This window comes from Streptomyces rishiriensis, from assembly GCF_003112535.1.
In the GTDB taxonomy this organism is placed as follows: domain Bacteria; phylum Actinomycetota; class Actinomycetes; order Streptomycetales; family Streptomycetaceae; genus Streptomyces; species Streptomyces rishiriensis.
Genome location: NZ_BEWA01000013.1, coordinates 219,305 through 236,031 on the forward strand (window position 1 = coordinate 219,305; position 16,727 = coordinate 236,031).

Sequence of the window (16,727 nt, forward strand, 5' to 3'; positions counted from 1 at the left end):
GCTCGTCGGACCCGGATGCCCCGGAATAGACGAAGCCCCTGGCGCAATAGCGCAAGGGGCTCTTGCACAAAGATGCTACCCGAGGAAGCGAGGCAGGACCGAGGTGGCGACTTCTCCGACGTCCGAACAGCTGCTGGTGATCATCGATCCGGTCGCCCGGCGTATGGACGGGGAGTCCGTACGGATCGCGAAAGACGTGCTCAGCGCGGGTGCGGCGGGCACCAAGGTGTGCCTGCCGGACGGCCCGGAGGAATTCGCCCGGGTGCTGGCGCGGCGGGGCTCCCGGCGGCCGGTGGTCATCGGGGACGACCGTGCGCTGACCCGGGCGGTGGCCCTGCTGCACCGGCAGCGGGCGCTGGCCGCCTGTGTGCTGTCGGTGGTGCCGGTGGGCGGTTCGCTGGGCGTCGCGCGCGCCCTGGGCGTGCCCACGGGGGCCGTGGCGGCGGCCCGCGCCGTCCTGGACGGGGCCGAGCGGCGGCTCGACCTGCTGGTGGACGACAGCGACGGCGTCGTCCTGGGGGCGCTGCGCATCCCGCCCCTCTCGCTCGTCCCGCAGGACGCCGAGAGCTCACGTGACTCCTGGGACCCGCGCGACGCACATGACTCACGTGAGGCACACGACGCACGTGACCCCGGGTCCCCCCGTGCCTCGCGGGGCGACCAGCGGCTGCACGGCGGTTGGGGCCTGCACGGCGGATGGGGGCTGCACGGGGCGTGGGGCTCGGGCGGCCCGCGGGGTTCGAGGGATGCGCCGGACCTGGAGGACTCACGGGGCGCAGGAGGCCTGCGAGGGGACGGCGGGGGCGGGGCGGACTCCGGCCGGCCGTGGCTGCGCACGTGCCAGTCCCTCGTCCGGACCCTGGTGCCCTCCCGGCCGTCCCGGCTCTCCGCCGTCCCCACGCCGCCGGGGCCGGCCCGGCTGCGGATCGAGGTCGACGGGGTGACGCTGATCGACCTCGACCAGCCCGTCGAGGCGGTGTCGGTGATCCCGGGAACGGGCGGCGCCTCCGGCATGGTGACGGTGGAGGTGCGGCCGCTGTCGCTGGGCGCGGAGGCGACGCCGCTGCTGGCCCGGGGGCGCACGGTGACCGTCTCGGGAGCGGACTTCCGCTACCGGGCGGACGCGTCGATCGCCGGTCCGGTGCGGCGGCGGACGTGGACGGTGCGGGAGGGCGCCCTGGGCCTGATGCTGCCGGGTCGCTGACGACGCGTGACCCAGGGGCCGCCGGCCCGGCGGTCCCGGTCACGCTGCGCCCCCAGGCCGTGGCGCCGCAGCGCGCCATGGCCTGGATCGGCCCGGCCCTCGACGCCCCGCAGACGGTTCTGGACCTGTCCCCGTTCGGCCACCTGCCCAAGCTGCCGGGCGGGGGGATGGAGTGGGCCCCGGTGCTGACGCTCCTGGCCGGAGCGGCGCTGCTGGTGACCGCCGGGCCGGCGGGACTGCGACACCGGGACATGACCTCGCCCTAACCCCCGGGGCTCGGCCGGGGCGGGGCACGGCGTCGCGCCGCGGGCTGCGGGCCGCGCTCAGTCTGTCGGAGGGTCACCTTTCAGAGGGTCACGCTCAGTCCCTCCAGCCCGCGGATCACGAAGTTCGGCTTGCGCCGCGGCTCGGCGGCGAGCGCGAGGGTCGGGGCCCGCTCCAGCAGGGCCGTCATGGAGGCCGCGAGCTCGATCCGGGCCAGAGGCGCGCCGATGCAGTAGTGGATGCCCGCGCTGAAGGAGATGTGCGGGTTGTCGGCGCGGGCCAGGTCCAGCCGGTCCGGCTCGGCGAAGACGGCGGGGTCGTGGTTCGCCGAACCGAACAGCATCGCGATCTCGGCCCCCCGGGGCACGACCGTCCCGTCGATCTCGATGTCGTCCAGCACCCACCGCTCGAAGAGCTGCAGCGGGGTGTCGTACCGCATCAGCTCCTCGACGGCTGAGGGCGCCAGCGAGTGGTCCGCCCGCAGCGCCGCCAGCTGCTCCGGGTGCTGAAAGAGCGTCCACCAGCCGTTGACCGTGGCGTTGACGGTCGCCTCGTGGCCGGCGTTCAGCAGCAGCACGGCCGTCGAGATCAGCTCCTGCTCGGTGAGCCGGTCGCCCTCGTCGTGCGCGGCGATCAGGCCCGACATCAGATCCTCCCCCGGCTCCTTGCGCCGCTCGGCGATCAGCTCCCGCAGGTAGTCGGAGAACTCGACGGAGGCCCGCACGGCCTTCGCCGCGGTCTCCTGCGACGGGTTCAGCTCGTACATCCCGCAGATGTCGGCCGACCAGGGCCTGAGCGGCGCCCGGTCCGCCTCCGGGATCCCGAGCATCTCCGCGATCACGGCGACGGGCAGCGGCTCGGCGACGTCGCGCAGCAGATCACCGCCGCCCTCCCGCACCAGCCCGTCCACCAGTTCCGCGGCCAGCCGCCGCACATACGGCTTCAGCCCCTCCACCGTGCGCGGGGTGAACGCCTTGGACACCAGCCGGCGGATCCGGGTGTGGTCCGGCGGCTCCAGGTCGAGCATCCCGTGGTCGTTGAGCGTGTGGAACGGCTCCTGCTCGGCCGGCGGCGCCGTCCGCCCGAAGTCCTCGTGCGTGAAGCGGTGTTGATACGTCCGCCCCAGCCGCCGGTCCCGCAGCAGCGCCGAGACGTCCGCGTGCCGCGGCACCAGCCACTGGCGGGTCGGCTCGAAGTAGATCACCCGCCCCCGCTCCCGCAGCTCGGCGTAGGCCGGATACGGGTCCGACACGAACGCCGGGTCCCAGGGATCGAAGGAGAGGTCGTCGACTGCTGCCATGAACGGACGCTAACCGCTCCACGGCCTGCTGACCAGGGGGTCCTGAAGAAGCAGGCGCCCGGTGGCGACTCCGGGCGCGGGGAGGGGCGGCAGGGGAGAGGGGGCGGCGAGGGAGGGAGGGAGGCGGCGAGGGAGAGAGAGGGGCGGCTAGCGGGAGGCCGGTGTCACCGGCCTCGCTCAGCCCGGTGTCACCAGCCTCGCCTCGTATGCGAACACCGCCGCCTGAGTGCGGTCGCGCAGACCCAGTTTCACCAGGATCCTGCTCACATGGGTCTTGATGGTCGACTCGGCCACCACCAGCCGCCCGGCTATCTCCGCGTTGGACAGCCCCTGGGCGATCAGGACCAGCACCTCCGTCTCCCGTTCGGTGAGGTCGCCGTACGCCGCCTGGGCCGTCGCGGACAGCCGCGGGGCGTCGGAGAGCTTCGAGAACTCCGTGATCAGCCGCCGGGTGACGGACGGGGCGAGCAAGGCCTCCCCCGACGCCACCACCCTGACCCCGTCGGCCAGTTGACGGGCCGACGCGTCCTTCAGCAGGAACCCCGACGCTCCCGCGCGAAGCGCCTGGTAGACGTACTCGTCCAGGTCGAAGGTGGTCAGGACCAGGACCTTCGCCGTTCCGTCCGCCGCCACGATCTCCCGGGTCGCCTCGATGCCGTTCATCTCCGGCATACGGATGTCCATCAGGACCACGTCGGGGGACAGCTCACGGACGCGGTCCACCGCCTCCCGGCCGTTGACGGCTTCGCCCACCACCTCGATGTCCGGCATCGCGTTCAGCAGGACCGAGAAGCCCTCGCGCACCATCATCTGGTCGTCGGCGACCAGTACTCGGATCGTCATGCTCCACTCTCGCTCGGGGCGGGCACCGGCAGGAACACCGTCACCTCGTAGCCGCCGGCCGGCGTCGGCTCCGCCGTCATCTCGCCGTTCAGCATCGTGACCCGCTCGCGCATCCCCGTGACGCCGTGACCGGCTCCCGGCGAGGGCTTGATCAGCGTCGGGTTCGGCGGGGGGCCGTTGACTATCCGCAGCCCGAGACCGCCCAGCACATAGCCGATCTCCACGCGGGCGCTCGCGCCGGGCGCGTGGCGCAGGGTGTTGCTCAGCGCCTCCTGCACGATCCGGTACGCCGACAGCTCCACGCCCTGGGGCAGCTCGCGCACCGCTCCCGTGACCGTCTTCTCCACGTCCAGGCCCGTCTCCCGCACGTTGGCGAGGAGCCCGTCCAGTTCGGCGAGCGTGGGCTGCGGGGCGTCGGGGACCTCGTAGTCCTCGGCGCGGACCACGCCCAGCACCCGGCGCAGCTCCGTGAGGGCCGCCACCGCGTTCTCCCGGATCGTGACGAAGGCCTTCTCCAGCTCCGGCGGCGGGTTCTCCACCCGGTAGGGAGCGGCCTCCGCCTGGATCGCGACCACGGACATGTGGTGCGCGACCACGTCGTGCAGCTCGCGCGCGATCGTGGTCCGCTCCTCCAGCAGGGTGCGCCGCGAGCGCTCGTGCGCGGTCACCGTCTGCTGGGCCGTGACCTCCTCCTCGGCCTGGCGGCGGATGTGCCAGACCGTGACGGCGAGCAGGAGGATCGCGGAGAACACCAGCATGGGAGCGGTGTTCGTGTAGGAGTGGTCCCAGCTGAAGACGGTCTCGGCGACGAAGCCGTACGCCGCCGTCAGCAGCCACATCCACGCCGCCGTGCGCGGGCGGGTGCGTATCGCCACGACCGTCAGGACGATCAGGTGGGTGGCGAAGCTGCTCGGCAGCCAGGGCCAATCGCTGTACGTGGTGCCGACGACCGCGGTGATCGTGGTCGCCGCGAGCGACACCCAGAACGCGCCCACCGGCCGCACCAGCGTGAGCAGCACCGGGATCAGAGCGAGCAGGCCGGTCAGGAGCCCGACGCCGCCCCCCTGTCCGTCGATCCAGGCGATCAGCATCGCCAGGGCGCCGGCCGCCCCGACCGTCGCGTGCCGGGACCAGGCCGCGTACTCCCGCTTGCGCCCCTTCATCCTGCGCAGGAGGCGTCCCGCGGGCTCCTTGCGGGGCAGCGGGCGGTAGGCGAAGGCATCGTGGAACAGGTCCTCTCGCAGGCCGCGCAGGGCTTCCGCGGCCGCCCGGAACTCCGGGCTGCGCGGCCGGAGGGGCTCGTAGGAGTCGTCCGGTCCGTCCAAGCCGTCCGGGTGCACAGGGTGCCTCTGCGTAGTCTCGGTCACGTTCAGAACGGTATGTGCAGCCGGGGGTCGCGGTCGTCACCAGTAAGAGGGGTTCCTGTGGATCCCTCTCAGGTACTACGGGTCCCACGGAGAGCCGCCGGCCCGCCGCCGGTCAGTATCCCGCCGGTCTCACCAGCCCCGACTCGTAGGCGAACACCGCGGCCTGGGTGCGGTCCCGCAGGCCCAGTTTCACCAGGATGCGGCCCACATGCGTCTTCACGGTCTGCTCGGCGACGACGAGGTGGTGCGCGATCTCCGCGTTGGACAAGCCCTGCGCGATGAGGGCGAGCACCTCCGTCTCGCGTTCGGTGAGCGCGCCGACCCGCTCCTTCAGCGGAGCCCTGGGCTTGCCGTCGAGACGGGAGAACTCGGCGATCAGCTTGCGGGTGATGCCGGGGGCCAGCAGGGCGTCGCCGGCGGCCACCACCCGGACCGCCTCGGCCAGCTGGTCGGCGGAGGCGTCCTTGAGCAGGAAGCCGGACGCGCCGGCCCGCAGCGCCTCGTACACGTACTCGTCGAGGTCGAAGGTGGTGAGCACCAGCACCTTGATGTGCGGGTGGTCGAGCGTGATGCGGTGGGTGGCGTCGATGCCCCCGAGGTCGGGCATCCGGATGTCCATGAGAACCACGTCGGGGGTCAGCTCGGCGACCTTCGCCACGGCGTCGAAGCCGTCCACCGCCTGCCCGATCACCTCGATGCCCGGGTGCGCGTTCAACAGCACGGTGAAGCCTTGCCGGACCATCTGCTGGTCGTCGGCGATCAGTACGCGGATGGTGCCGCCGGTCGTCATCGTTTTCCTTCTCGCGTCGAGGGCCGGAGCGGATGCTCCCGGTCGCCCGGTTCGTCGTGCGGCTCGTGCGCGTCACCGGGCGGGGCGGGCAGCGCGGGCGGGTCGTCCGGGAAGACGAGTTCGAGGCCTTCCAGGGCGCCGAGGTCCTCGGCGTCCTCGAGGTCGCACGCCACGCCGTCCCTCGGCAGGAACGCCGACACCGCGAAACCGCCGTGCAGGGTCGGATACGCGCTGACGTGACCGCCCAGCATGGTCGCCCGCTCGCGCATGCCGAGCAGACCGTGACCCGCCCCGGGGGAAGGCCGTACGGGGTGGCGCGGACGGGAGTTGGCGATCTCCAGGTACAGACCCCGGGCATGGTGGCCGAGCGTCACCCGCACCTGCGAACCCGGCGCGTGCCGCAGGGCGTTGCTCAGCGCCTCCTGGACGATCCGGTACGCCGACAGCTGCACGCCCGGCGGGTAGGCGGGCGCGTCGCCCCTGATGACGGCGGCCACGTCCAGACCCGCCGCGCGGGTGTTCTCCAGCAGGGCGTCCAGACGGTCGAGCGTGGGCTGCGGGGTGTCCGGGGCGGCTCCCGCCCCGGCCGCGCCCAGACCGTAGGGGTCCTCGGGGTTCTCCGAGCGCAGCACCCCGAGCACTCGGCGCAGTTCGCCCAGCGCCTCCAGGGCGTTCTGCCGGATGCCGGCGAGGTTCTCCTTCAGCTCCTCGGACGGATCCGGCACCAGGTGGGGGGCGACCTGCGCCTGGATGGAGATCACCGACATGTGGTGGGCGACCACGTCGTGCAGCTCGCGCGCGATCCGGTTGCGCTCCTCCAGGACGGTGCGACGGGCCCGTTCCTCGGCGGTGATCGTCTCCTGCTCGACGAGCTGGGTGCGGGCCTCCCCGAGACCTCTCAGGGCGGTGCCGACGAGGACGACCGCGCCGAAGACCCCGACCGCCGTGACGCCCGTAGAGGTGTAGTTGGCTCCGCCGATGAGGCCCTGCACCAGCCACGTCATCAGCGCGGTGGCCCCCAGCACCGAGAAGGACAGCCGGGGACGGACCCGGAGCGCCAGCAACAGCAGCACGAGGGCCTGGGCCAGGACTTCGGCGGTGGTCCACGGCCAGGACGGCCCCGGCAGCGGGTGGCCCACCAGAACCGGCCGGGCGGTCAGTGCCGCGACGACTACCCCGGCCAGGGACAGCGCCCACGCCTGCAGCGGCCGCCACAGGGCGAGGACGACGGCCGCGCCCTGCGCGAAGCCGGCCAGCACCGCCAGTTCCGTGCCCAGGTCGTAGCCGCCCAGCTGTTCCCGGGCGGCCAGCGCGATGCCGAGGCCGGCCCAGCACACCACCACGTATCCCGGCAGCCGCAGCCAGCGCAGCCGGTGAAGCCGGAGCACGCCCGCTCGGGCACGGGCGGCGCGCTCGGTCGACCTGGGGCTCTCCTCGCCGTTCACGGGCCCAACCCTAGGCATTGCGGGCCGCCTTCACGCCCGCCGGATCAGGGCGTCCGCGGTGGACGCGGACCACCCGCGACCCACGGCCGTCCCTGCGGCGCGGCCCTCGTTCGTAGGAGTGGAACGCCGCCCAGCACACCCCCAGCACCGCGGCGAAGACCGGCAGCCACACCAGCCGCCAGGCCAACCAGGCCAGCCCGTCGGGGAGCGTGTGCAGGCCGGGCAGGCGGCCCGCGAAGAGGCCGGTCGCGGTGGTCGCCATCATCGCCGTCTGGTGCCAGAGGAACACCGTCATCGCGGACAGGTTGAGCACGGCCACCGCCGCCCACAGCGGCGGACGCGTCATGGCCCGGCGCAGACGCTCGCGCAGCAGCAGGGCCAGGCCGCACTGGGCGAGACCGAAGGCGACGGCCGCCAGCGTCGGCGGGTCGAGGTTGGACACCGCCGCGCCGGGCACGCCCACCATCGACGCCGGGTAGCCGGCCCACCCGACGAGCGCCGCCGTCACCGCCGCCCCGCCGACGAGCAGCGTCCACCCCGCGCGGGGGCGTTCCAGCTCGCCCCGGGTCCAGGCCGCGCCCAGGGTGTACGGCACCAGCCAGCCGGCCGCCAGGTTCACCCAGCCCAGCCAGGACGGGCCGCCCAGGCCGAAGCGCACCAGGTCCACATGGAGGACGACGGCCAGCGGCCACAGCGGGTTGAGCCGGACCAGCCACGGGGTCGCCGCCGTCAGCACGGCGAACACCAGCAGGAACCAGAGGGGGGACAGCGCCAGTTTGACCACGGTGTGCACGGTGACGAACGACGCGCCGCCCAGCAGCAGTCCGGCCGCCGCCACCGCCCACACCGTCAGCACCGCAGCCACGGGGACGAACAGCCGGGACATCCTGGCGCTCAGCCACCCGCCGTAGGTCCCGCCCCGCGCCCGCGCCGACGCGAGGCTCCTGGTCGCCACATGGCCGCCGACCATGAAGAACACCGCCAGTGTCTGGAACATCCACGACACCGGCGCCAGCCAGGACATGGAGCCCAGCGGGCTCGCGGCGCGCAGGGCGCCGCCGTCGGCGACGAGCGCCGTCACCAGCCAGTGACCGAGCACGACGCCCAGGATCGCCAGGGCCCGCAGCGCGTCCACGGCCCGGTCGCGCCGGGGCGGCGTGGCCGCGTCGACCCGGGCCGCCGCCTCCCGCAGCCGCAGCCGCAGCCGCAGCCGCAGCCGCAGCAGGACGTTCGGCCGGTCCCGCCCGTCCTGCCGGTCCTGCCGGTCCTGCTGCTGGTCCCGTCCCTTCTGACGAGCCCGCAGGTCCCGTCGGTTCTCCTGTGTCTCACGCACCGGTGACCTCCGAGGTCTCGCCGAGGACGATCCGGGCGATGTTGGCCAGCGCGACCGAGCCGGGCCGGAAGTAGTCGCTGTGACCGCCGGAGCCCGCCGCGAAGACACGGGCGCCGAACGAGGGGGACATCGGGTCGGCGCCGAAGCCGACCGTCGTGCCGAACAGGTCGGCCCTGACGTGAGGGACGTCCGCCACCCAGTCGTCGGAGCCACGGGCCGCCCAGACCCGCGCGCGGGTGTGCAGGTCCGCCGCCGCCTCCACGCCGGTGCCCGGGCTGCCGAGGAGGACGATGTCGCTCGCTTCCACGCGGGAGGCTGCCCGCGCGCACACGACGGTGCCGTAGGAGTGGCACAGGAGGGTGACACGAGCGCCTGCGCCGGTCACCGCACGCAGCTCGCGCAGGAAGTCCCGCAGGCCGGGGGCCGCTTCCTCGGCGCGGGTCGGGGTGATGGCCGTCGTGCTGACCGTGCCCGGGGTGGAGTAGCCGAGCCAGGCCACCACCGCCGTACGCGCGCCTGCGCCGGGCTGCCCCACGAGCCGCTGCCGCAGCGCGGCCGCTCCGGCGTGGAAGCGCCCGTAGGTGTCCAACGAGGTGTCGGAGCCCGGTACCAGGACGGCGACGCGGTCGGCGTGCACCAGGTCGCCGAGCACCTCGACCGCCCGGCCGGAACCGCGGCCGTCGAAGGAGAGGAGGCGGCGGGAGGGCGCGGCGAGGGCACGGACGGCGGACGCGCGGTGGCGGTCGCCGTGCGCGGCGGCCATCCGGGAGGCCAGAGCGGCGTCGGCCCGGTTCGCGGCGTACGCCTGCTCCAGCGTCGCGGCGGTCAGCGGGGCGAGGGCGGCGGGGGCCGGGGCCGGTATGCGCGGCCGGGCCGCGGCCGTGGTGAGGGGGACGACCACGGCGGCGGTGATCAGGAGAGCGAGCAGGGCGCGCAGCCGACGCCGCCCCCGGGACCCGCCCTCCCACCGCTCCGGCCGCTCTCCCCCGCCCCGCCGGTCCTGCCGCCCTCCCTGATCCCGCCGGTCCCGGCAGTCCCGCCGCCCTCCCCCATCCCGCCGGTCCCGGCGGTCCCGCCGCTCTTCCCGGTCCTGCCCGTCGCCGTCGTGCCGCCGCCCGCGCACTCGAAGCTGCGCCATCCCGCCCCTCCCCCGCCAGTCCGCCCGGCCATCGGGCCCGTCAGGCTTGGAAGTTACGGATCGGAGCGCGTCGTCCGCGTCCCGCCCGGGAGCTGTTCTGCGCTGTAGCTCTCAGGTACTACGGGTACGACACCTACGGGATCAGGGAGCTTTCTCACCAGGCCAGTTGGGCGATCTCCTCCGCGACCACCGCGCACGCGTCCGCCGCCGGGTCGATCAGCGGGAAGTGGCCGACGTCCTCCAGAAGAGTCACGCCCACGACCTCGCCCGCCTTCGCCGCCGCGTCGGCGTACGCCTCCGCGACCGCCTCGGGGACGACGAGGTCGGCGCGGCCCTGGACCAGGGTCGTGGCGATGCCGGTCGGCAGCAGCAGCGCGGGGTCGGCATACGGCCGGCGTTCCTCGAACCGGTCCTCCCCGCCGAGGAGTTGGCAGGCCGCACCGCCGCACACGTCCAGTTTCCCGGCGACCGCGAAGTCGGCGATCGGGGCGAGCGCCACGACGCCCCGCAGCGGGACGGGGCGGGCGGTGCGCCAGGGCGCGTCGGCGGGCAGGACGTGCCGGGCCGCCGCCCACAGTGCGAGGTGGCCGCCCGCCGAGTGGCCGGTGAGCACCGTGCGGCGCGCGTCCGCCTGCGGCAGGGCCTCGCGGACGAGGTCCGGCAGTGCGTCGAGGGCCGCGGCGACGTCGTCGAAGGTGTCGGGCCAGCGGCCCGCGACCGGGGACGTCCCCTCCGGGGCCGGGGCGCCGTGCGCGCCCGGAACCGGGCCGCCGCGCCGGTACTCCACGTTGGCCACCGCGAACCCTCGCCGGGCCAGGAAGTCCGCGAACAGCGTGATGTGCCGCCGGTCGTACGGCGCCCGCCAGGCCCCGCCGTGCAGCACGACGACGAGCGGAACGGAGCCGCCGGGGCCCGCCTCCACGCGTGGGACGTAGAAGTCGATCACCTGGTCGGGTTGGTCGCCGTACGCCAGGGTGACGTCGGGGTCGACGGGCGGATGCGCGAAAGCCGACTCCTCCTCGGCGACGGCCCGTGCTGCGACAACGTCGTCCGGCATGCTCCAACCTCTCAGCGGCGATGGGGGTACCTCCCAGGCTTTCGGCGCTGGGGGAGGATTTCGGCGGACCAGGAGAGAATTCGGCCGTTGGCCGGGACGGTATCAGGCCCGTGACGTGCGCGGACACGGGGATGTCACGCACGGTGAGAGGTAAACGGTTCTGCTGTCGCGTCACCCCGGCCGGACCGCCCGCCACGGGACCGCGCTCCCCTGGACGTACCCCCAAGTACGCCCAGGAGAGCCGGCCGGTTCAATCAACTCGCCTGCCGGGTCAGCGCAGTTCCTCCGCCAGCACCCGCGCGGCCCGCTCCACGTCGGCGAACCCGACGTACAGCGGGGTGAAGCCGAACCGCAGGACGTCCGGGCGGCGGAAGTCGCCGACGACCCCGCGCTCGATCAGCCGCTTCATGACGTCGCCGGCGTCGGGCGAACAACGCAGCGCCACCTGGCTGCCCCGCTCCTCGTGACGCACCGGGGTCAGCGACTCGACGCGCCCCTCGGGGACGTACGCCCGCACGCACTCCAGGAAGAAGTCCGTCAGGGCCAGCGACTTCGTCCGCACCGCGTCGATCGACACCCCGTCCCAGACCTCCAGCGCCGCCTCCAGGGCGAGCATCGACAGGATGTCCGGGGTGCCGACGCGGCCGCGCAGAGCGCCGGCCGCCGGCTCGTAGTCCTCCCGCATGCCGAAGGGCTCGGCGTGCGAGTTCCAGCCGGGCAGCGGCGAGTCGAAACGGTCCTGCAGTTCGCGGCGCACGTACAGGTACGCCGGTGAGCCCGGGCCGCCGTTCAGGTACTTGTAGGTGCAGCCGACCGCCAGGTCCACCCCGTGCTCGTCGAGGCCCACCGGCAGCGCGCCCGCGCTGTGGCACAGGTCCCAGACGGCGATAGCGCCGGCCGCGTGCACGGCGGCGGTCAGCGACGGCAGGTCGTGCAGCCGGCCGGTCCGGTAGTCGACGTGGTTGAGCAGCACGGCCGCCGTGCGTCCGGACAGCGCCGCCGGCACCTCGGCCGGCCGCACCGGGCGCAGGGTGCGGCCGGTCAGACGGGCCGCGGACTCGGCGATGTAGCCGTCGGTGGGGAACGTCGTCGCGTCGACGACGATCTCGTCTCGGGCGTCGTCCACCAGGCGCACCGCGCCCACCAGCGCCTTGAGGACGTTGACGCTCGTCGAGTCGCCGACCACGATCTGTCCGGCCGCCGCGCCCACCAGCGGGGCGATCCGGTCGCCGATCCGCTCGGGCGCCGTCCACCACCCGCTCTCGTCCCAGGAACGGATCTTCAGCGCACCCCACTGGCGGCGCACGACGTCCTCGACGCGGCCGGGCACGGAACGCGGGAGCGCGCCCAGCGAGTTGCCGTCGAGGTAGACGCCGTCGTCGAGGACGAACAGGGCGCGCAGGCCGGCGAGCGGATCGCCGGCGTCGTACTGCTGGGCGGTACGGGCGAGGTCAGACATGGGACCTCGCCGTCCACAGCTCCGGGAAGACGTTCTTCTGCGCGCGCTTCTCCAGCCAGGCCACCCCGGCCGAACCGCCCGTGCCCGCCTTCGCGCCCATCGCACGCCGGGTGGCGACCAGGTGGTCGTTGCGCCAGCGCCACACCAGCTCGGCGACGTCCGTCAACGCCTCGCCGAGGCGCGCGACCTCGTCCGACCCGTCGCCCGCGTACACGGCCGTCCATACCGCCTCGACCTCCGCCGAGGGCTCGTAGCGCCGCGCCAGGTCCCGGTCCAGGACGGCGGAGGGGATGGCGTGGCCGCGGCGGGCCAGCAGCCGCAGCACCTCGTCGTACAGGCTCGGCTCGTGCAGCGCCTTCTCCAGCTCGGCGTGCACGCGGGGCGCGCCGCGGTGCGGGACCAGCATCGACGCCGACTTGTCGCCGAGCAGGAACTCCATGCGCCGATACATCGCCGACTGGAAGCCCGAGCCCTCGCCGAGCGCGGAGCGGTACGAGTTGAACTGGGCCGGGGTGAGCTGGCCGAGCGGCCTCCAGGACGCGTTGAGCGCCTCCAGCTCGCGGACGGAACGCTTCAGCGCGTCGATCGCCACCGGCACCCGGTCCTCGCGCAGGGCCCGCGCGGCGGTCTCCCACTCGTGCACGATGACCGTGAACCACAGCTCCATCACCTGGGTCGTCACCAGGAAGACCATCTCTCCGGGATCGTCGGAGAGAGTGTGCTGGAGGTGGGTGAGCACGTCCGCCTTGACGTAGTCCTCGTACGGCGTCGTGCCGGCGAAGTCGAGATGCGGGGTCTCGGGCTCCGAAGCCTCGTCGGGCTGAGCCTGCTGGGACATCGCTGTCTCCTGTTGTTGCTCCGGGTAGCGGTCCGCCCCTGCCGTTTTCGACAGGACGCCCCGGTCCCCACCGGCATCCTGCGCAATACCGGCCCCAAAACGCAAGGCCCGCCCGGTCGCACCAGGACCGGACGGGTCACACGCACCGCCTGAGGGCTGGGGTCTGTCGTTTGAATCAGGTCGCAGGGCATCGGCGGGACCTGTCGATGCCGGTGAGCGGGGGCTGGTGCGTGCAGCTGCACGGCGGAGGAGGGCGTCGACGCGGAGCGTCGGCAACCGACGACAACGCCGCAGACGCGCGTGCCGGCCCCCGCGTCTGCGGGGTGATCCAAACGACAGGCCCTAACCCAGGGTCTGGGCCGCCGTCGGGGAGGAGTCCTTCAGGAACTGCGAGCAGCGCTCGTACTCCTCCTGCTCGCCGATCGCCTGCGCGGCGCGGGCGAGGGCGTGCAGGGCGCGCAGGAAGCCGCGGTTGGGCTCGTGCTCCCAGGGCACCGGACCGTGCCCCTTCCAGCCGCTGCGGCGCAGGCTGTCCAGCCCGCGGTGGTACCCCGTACGGGCGTACGCGTACGACTCCACCACGCTGCCCCGCTCGAACGCGTCGTCGGCGAGCCGGGCCCAGGCCAGCGAGGACGTCGGGTACTTCGCGGCGACGTCGGCGGGCGCCGTGCCGCTCGCGAGGAGCTCGCGCGGTTCGGGGTCGTCGGGGAGGTGGGTCGGGGGCGGGCCCCCGAGGAGGTTTTCGTGAAGGGACATGCGTCCAGTCTGCTCCATCCGCCGCCCGCCGTCGCCGGCCGCCCACGAAACCCGCCACCGGCCGCCCGCCCGGCGCCCGTTTCCCGAACGGGGCGCCGGTGCGCCCCCGCAGCCCCGGACGAGGGCGCCCTGGTACTGCAACGGTGTGTACTAGGGCGCGCGGGCACGCGGCCCGGACCTGCCGGAGCTACGTCAGGCGTTTCCTCGCCCGTTCGCCCTCCAGGGGCGGGGCCAGGACGCTGCCGTGGGTTCTGCACTCGGGTCGACGGCAGTCCGGGGGCGGCCGGCGCACCGTCGTGAAGGCGATCACCGCCCCCAGCGCCAGCACCCCCGCGCACAGCCCCATCGCCTTGCGGAACGCGTCGTCGAAGGCCGAAGCCGAGCGGTACGCCTCCGGGCCCATGCCGGTGAGCAGGGGCAGCGCGGCCACGGCGACCAGCCCCGCCGCCCGCGCCGCCGCGTTGTTGACGCCGCTGGCGATGCCGGCCCGGCTGACGTCCACCGAGGCCAGGACGGTCGCGGTGAGCGGGGCGACCAGCGCGACCATGCCGACGCCGAGCACCAGGACGGCGGGCAGGACGTCCCCGGCGTAGGACGCGCCCGGCCCCACCCGCAGCATCAGCAGCATCCCGGCGGCGCACAGCAGCGGGCCGACGGTGAGCGGGATCCGCGGCCCGATCCGCTCGGACAGTTCACCCGAGCGGGCGGACAGCAGCAGCATCAGCACGGTCGTCGGCAGCAGCGCGGTGCCCGCGCCGAGGGCGGACCAGCCGACCACGACCTGGAGCTGGACCGCGCACAGGAAGAAGAAGCCGCCGAAGGCCGCGTACACGCACAGGGTGACCAGGTTGACGGCCGTGAACTGGCGGGACGCGAAGATGTCGAGCGGCAGCATCGGGTCCGGGCGGCGACGCTCCACCGCCACGAAGGCCGCCCCGGCCGCCACGCCCGCGACCGCCGCCCCCGCCACCACCCCCGGGGATCCGCTCGCGGCCTCGATCAGGGCGTACGTGACGAGCGCGAGCGCCAGCGCGCCCAGGAAGGCGCCCAGCGCGTCGAAGCCGCCGCCCGCGCGGCTCTTCCCGGTCGCGCCCCCGCTGCCGGCGGCCCCGGCCCGGGAGGACTCGGGCACGTGCCGCAGCGCCACCGGCACGCACACCAACGCCAGCGGCACGTTCAGCCAGAACACCCACCGCCAGCCCGGACCGTCCACCAGCCAGCCGCCCAGGAAGGGCCCCACGGCCGCCCCGATGCCGCCGAACCCGGACCACAGGCCCACCGCGCGCGCCCGGTCCTCGGAGTGGAAGGAGGCCTGGATGAGCGCCAGCGAGCCCGGCGTGAGCAGCGCGCCGCCGACGCCCTGCAGGGCACGGGCGGCGACCAGCACGGCGGCGTTCGGGGCGAGCCCGCACAGCAGCGAGGCGACGGCGAACCACACCACCCCGACCACGAAGACCTTCCGCCGCCCGTAGTGGTCGCCCAGGGAGCCGCCGAGCAGGATCAGCCCGGCCAGCGTCAGCAGGTACGCGTTGACCGTCCACTGCAGGACGGCGAGGTCGGCGTCCAGGTCGCGGCCGATGCGCGGGAGCGCCACATTGACGACGGTCGAGTCGAGCAGGGCCATGCTGGAGCCGAGCACGGTGGTGAACAGGATCCACTTGCCCTGGGACGAGGCCAGCCGGACATCGGGCATGCCCCCAGGTATACAGGGAGCCCGGCGCCGTAGACAGGCGCCGGGCTCGCTGGATACCCGTACTACCCCTGGGGGCCGGACGGCCCCGCGAGGCTTACTTGATCTTCTGGCCCGCCGAACGCAGGTGCTGCGTGGCCTCGACGACGCGCGCCGCCATGCCCGCCTCGGCCAGCTTGCCCCAGGTCCGGGGGTCGTAGGTCTTCTTGGAGCCGACCTCGCCGTCGACCTTCAGGACGCCGTCGTAGTTCCTGAACATGTGGTCGGCGACGGGCCGCGTGAAGGCGTACTGCGTGTCCGTGTCGAGGTTCATCTTGACGACGCCGTTGTCCAGCGCGGTCGCGATCTCCTCCGCGGTGGAGCCGGAGCCGCCGTGGAAGACGAAGTCGAACGGCTGCGAACCGGCCGGCTTGCCGTACTTCGCGGCGACGCCCTCGTTCAGCTCCTTGAGCAGGTCGGGACGGAGCACCACGTTGCCCGGCTTGTACACGCCGTGGACGTTGCCGAAGGACGCGGCCAGCAGGTAGCGGCCCTTCTCGCCGAGACCGAGCGCCTCGACGGTGCGCACCGCGTCGTCGACCGTCGTGTACAGGGAGTCGTTGATCTCGTGCGAGACGCCGTCCTCCTCGCCGCCGGTCGGGGTGATCTCCACCTCAAGGATGATCTTCGCTGCGGCGGCGCGGGCGAGCAGTTCCTGCGCGATGGCGAGGTTGTCGGCGAGGGTCTCGGCGGAGCCGTCCCACATGTGCGACTGGAACAGCGGGTTGCGGCCCGCCTTCACGCGCTCCTCGGACACCGCGAGCAGCGGACGCACGTACCCGTCCAGCTTGTCCTTGGGGCAGTGGTCCGTGTGCAGCGCGACGGTGACCGGGTACTTCTCGGCGACGATGTGCGCGAACTCGGCGAGGGCGACCGAACCCGTCACCATGTCCTTGCTGTACTGGCCGCCCAGGAACTCGGCGCCACCCGTGGAGATCTGGATGATGCCGTCGCTCTCCGCCTCGGCGAAGCCGCGCAGCGCCGCGTGCAGGGTCTGCGTCGAGGTGACGTTGATGGCCGGGTAGGCGAACTTGCCTGCCTTCGCCCGGTCGAGCATCTCGTTGTAGACCTCGGGGGTTGCGATGGGCATCTGTCCGCTCCTTGATTGTGCGGGTTGACGATATGCGTGCTACGGCCCTGACCTGACCTTGGATTCGACGTCGTCGTCGGGGCCATCTTTCCAGAGATGCGCGAATGGTCCATG

At 73.6% G+C, this 16,727-nt stretch carries 14 protein-coding genes and 1 pseudogene; 2 read left to right on the forward strand and 13 right to left on the reverse strand.

Going from position 1 to position 16,727, the window contains the following annotated elements; all coding sequences use genetic code 11:
• Positions 1-163: 163 nt before the first annotated feature.
• Together Sri02f_RS24030 and Sri02f_RS24035 are read left to right on the forward strand one after the other, a co-directional pair.
• Positions 164-1,204 carry a diacylglycerol kinase family protein gene (locus Sri02f_RS24030; RefSeq protein WP_109003478.1) on the forward strand — a complete coding sequence of 347 codons (1,041 nt, stop codon included), beginning with the start codon at positions 164-166 and terminating at the stop codon, positions 1,202-1,204.
• Between the two features lie 77 nt (positions 1,205-1,281).
• A pseudogene (locus Sri02f_RS24035) lies at positions 1,282-1,470 on the forward strand (efflux permease Rv1217c-related protein); the annotation flags it as partial.
• Positions 1,471-1,550: 80 nt separating this feature from the next.
• Here Sri02f_RS24035 and Sri02f_RS24040 read toward each other — a convergent pair.
• The 13 genes from Sri02f_RS24040 to fbaA all read right to left on the reverse strand — a co-directional run bounded on the left by Sri02f_RS24040 (position 1,551) and on the right by fbaA (position 16,613).
• On the reverse strand, positions 1,551-2,768 hold the full coding sequence (locus Sri02f_RS24040) for a cytochrome P450 (RefSeq protein WP_109003371.1): 1,218 nt from the start codon (positions 2,766-2,768) through the stop codon (positions 1,551-1,553).
• A gap of 177 nt (positions 2,769-2,945) precedes the next feature.
• Positions 2,946-3,611 carry a response regulator gene (locus Sri02f_RS24045; protein ID WP_109003372.1) on the reverse strand — a complete coding sequence of 222 codons (666 nt, stop codon included), beginning with the start codon at positions 3,609-3,611 and terminating at the stop codon, positions 2,946-2,948.
• A complete protein-coding gene (locus tag Sri02f_RS24050; RefSeq protein ID WP_174855692.1) occupies positions 3,608-4,978 on the reverse strand; it encodes a sensor histidine kinase in 1,371 nt (456 codons plus the stop codon). Before Sri02f_RS24050 ends, Sri02f_RS24045 begins: the two co-directional genes overlap by 4 nt.
• 112 nt (positions 4,979-5,090) lie before the next feature.
• Positions 5,091-5,768: a response regulator gene (locus tag Sri02f_RS24055; protein ID WP_109003374.1), complete on the reverse strand. Its 678-nt coding sequence runs from the start codon at positions 5,766-5,768 to the stop codon at positions 5,091-5,093.
• Entirely contained in the window at positions 5,765-7,213 is a 1,449-nt protein-coding gene (locus tag Sri02f_RS24060) for a sensor histidine kinase (protein WP_245970756.1), read from the reverse strand. Before Sri02f_RS24060 ends, Sri02f_RS24055 begins: the two co-directional genes overlap by 4 nt.
• 10 nt (positions 7,214-7,223) lie before the next feature.
• Positions 7,224-8,405, reverse strand: coding sequence for an acyltransferase family protein (locus Sri02f_RS24065; protein WP_109003479.1), 1,182 nt, complete (start codon positions 8,403-8,405; stop codon positions 7,224-7,226).
• Positions 8,406-8,538: 133 nt separating this feature from the next.
• Positions 8,539-9,684 (reverse strand): alpha/beta hydrolase, encoded by a 1,146-nt coding sequence (locus Sri02f_RS24070; RefSeq protein ID WP_245970757.1) that lies wholly within the window; start codon positions 9,682-9,684, stop codon positions 8,539-8,541.
• Between the two features lie 154 nt (positions 9,685-9,838).
• Positions 9,839-10,741 carry an alpha/beta hydrolase gene (locus Sri02f_RS24075; protein ID WP_109003376.1) on the reverse strand — a complete coding sequence of 301 codons (903 nt, stop codon included), beginning with the start codon at positions 10,739-10,741 and terminating at the stop codon, positions 9,839-9,841.
• A gap of 271 nt (positions 10,742-11,012) precedes the next feature.
• Positions 11,013-12,200: a kynureninase gene (kynU, locus tag Sri02f_RS24080; protein ID WP_109003377.1), complete on the reverse strand. Its 1,188-nt coding sequence runs from the start codon at positions 12,198-12,200 to the stop codon at positions 11,013-11,015.
• Positions 12,193-13,038, reverse strand: coding sequence for a tryptophan 2,3-dioxygenase family protein (locus Sri02f_RS24085; protein WP_109003378.1), 846 nt, complete (start codon positions 13,036-13,038; stop codon positions 12,193-12,195). Before Sri02f_RS24085 ends, kynU begins: the two co-directional genes overlap by 8 nt.
• Before the next feature lie 342 nt (positions 13,039-13,380).
• The gene (locus tag Sri02f_RS24090) at positions 13,381-13,794 is read right to left on the reverse strand and encodes a DUF3151 domain-containing protein (RefSeq protein ID WP_109003379.1); all 414 of its coding nucleotides are present in this window, start codon (positions 13,792-13,794) and stop codon (positions 13,381-13,383) included.
• Between the two features lie 187 nt (positions 13,795-13,981).
• Positions 13,982-15,487, reverse strand: coding sequence for an MFS transporter (locus Sri02f_RS24095; protein ID WP_109003380.1), 1,506 nt, complete (start codon positions 15,485-15,487; stop codon positions 13,982-13,984).
• Positions 15,488-15,581: 94 nt separating this feature from the next.
• Positions 15,582-16,613, reverse strand: coding sequence for a class II fructose-bisphosphate aldolase (gene fbaA / locus Sri02f_RS24100; RefSeq protein ID WP_069768338.1), 1,032 nt, complete (start codon positions 16,611-16,613; stop codon positions 15,582-15,584).
• Positions 16,614-16,727: the final 114 nt, after the last annotated feature.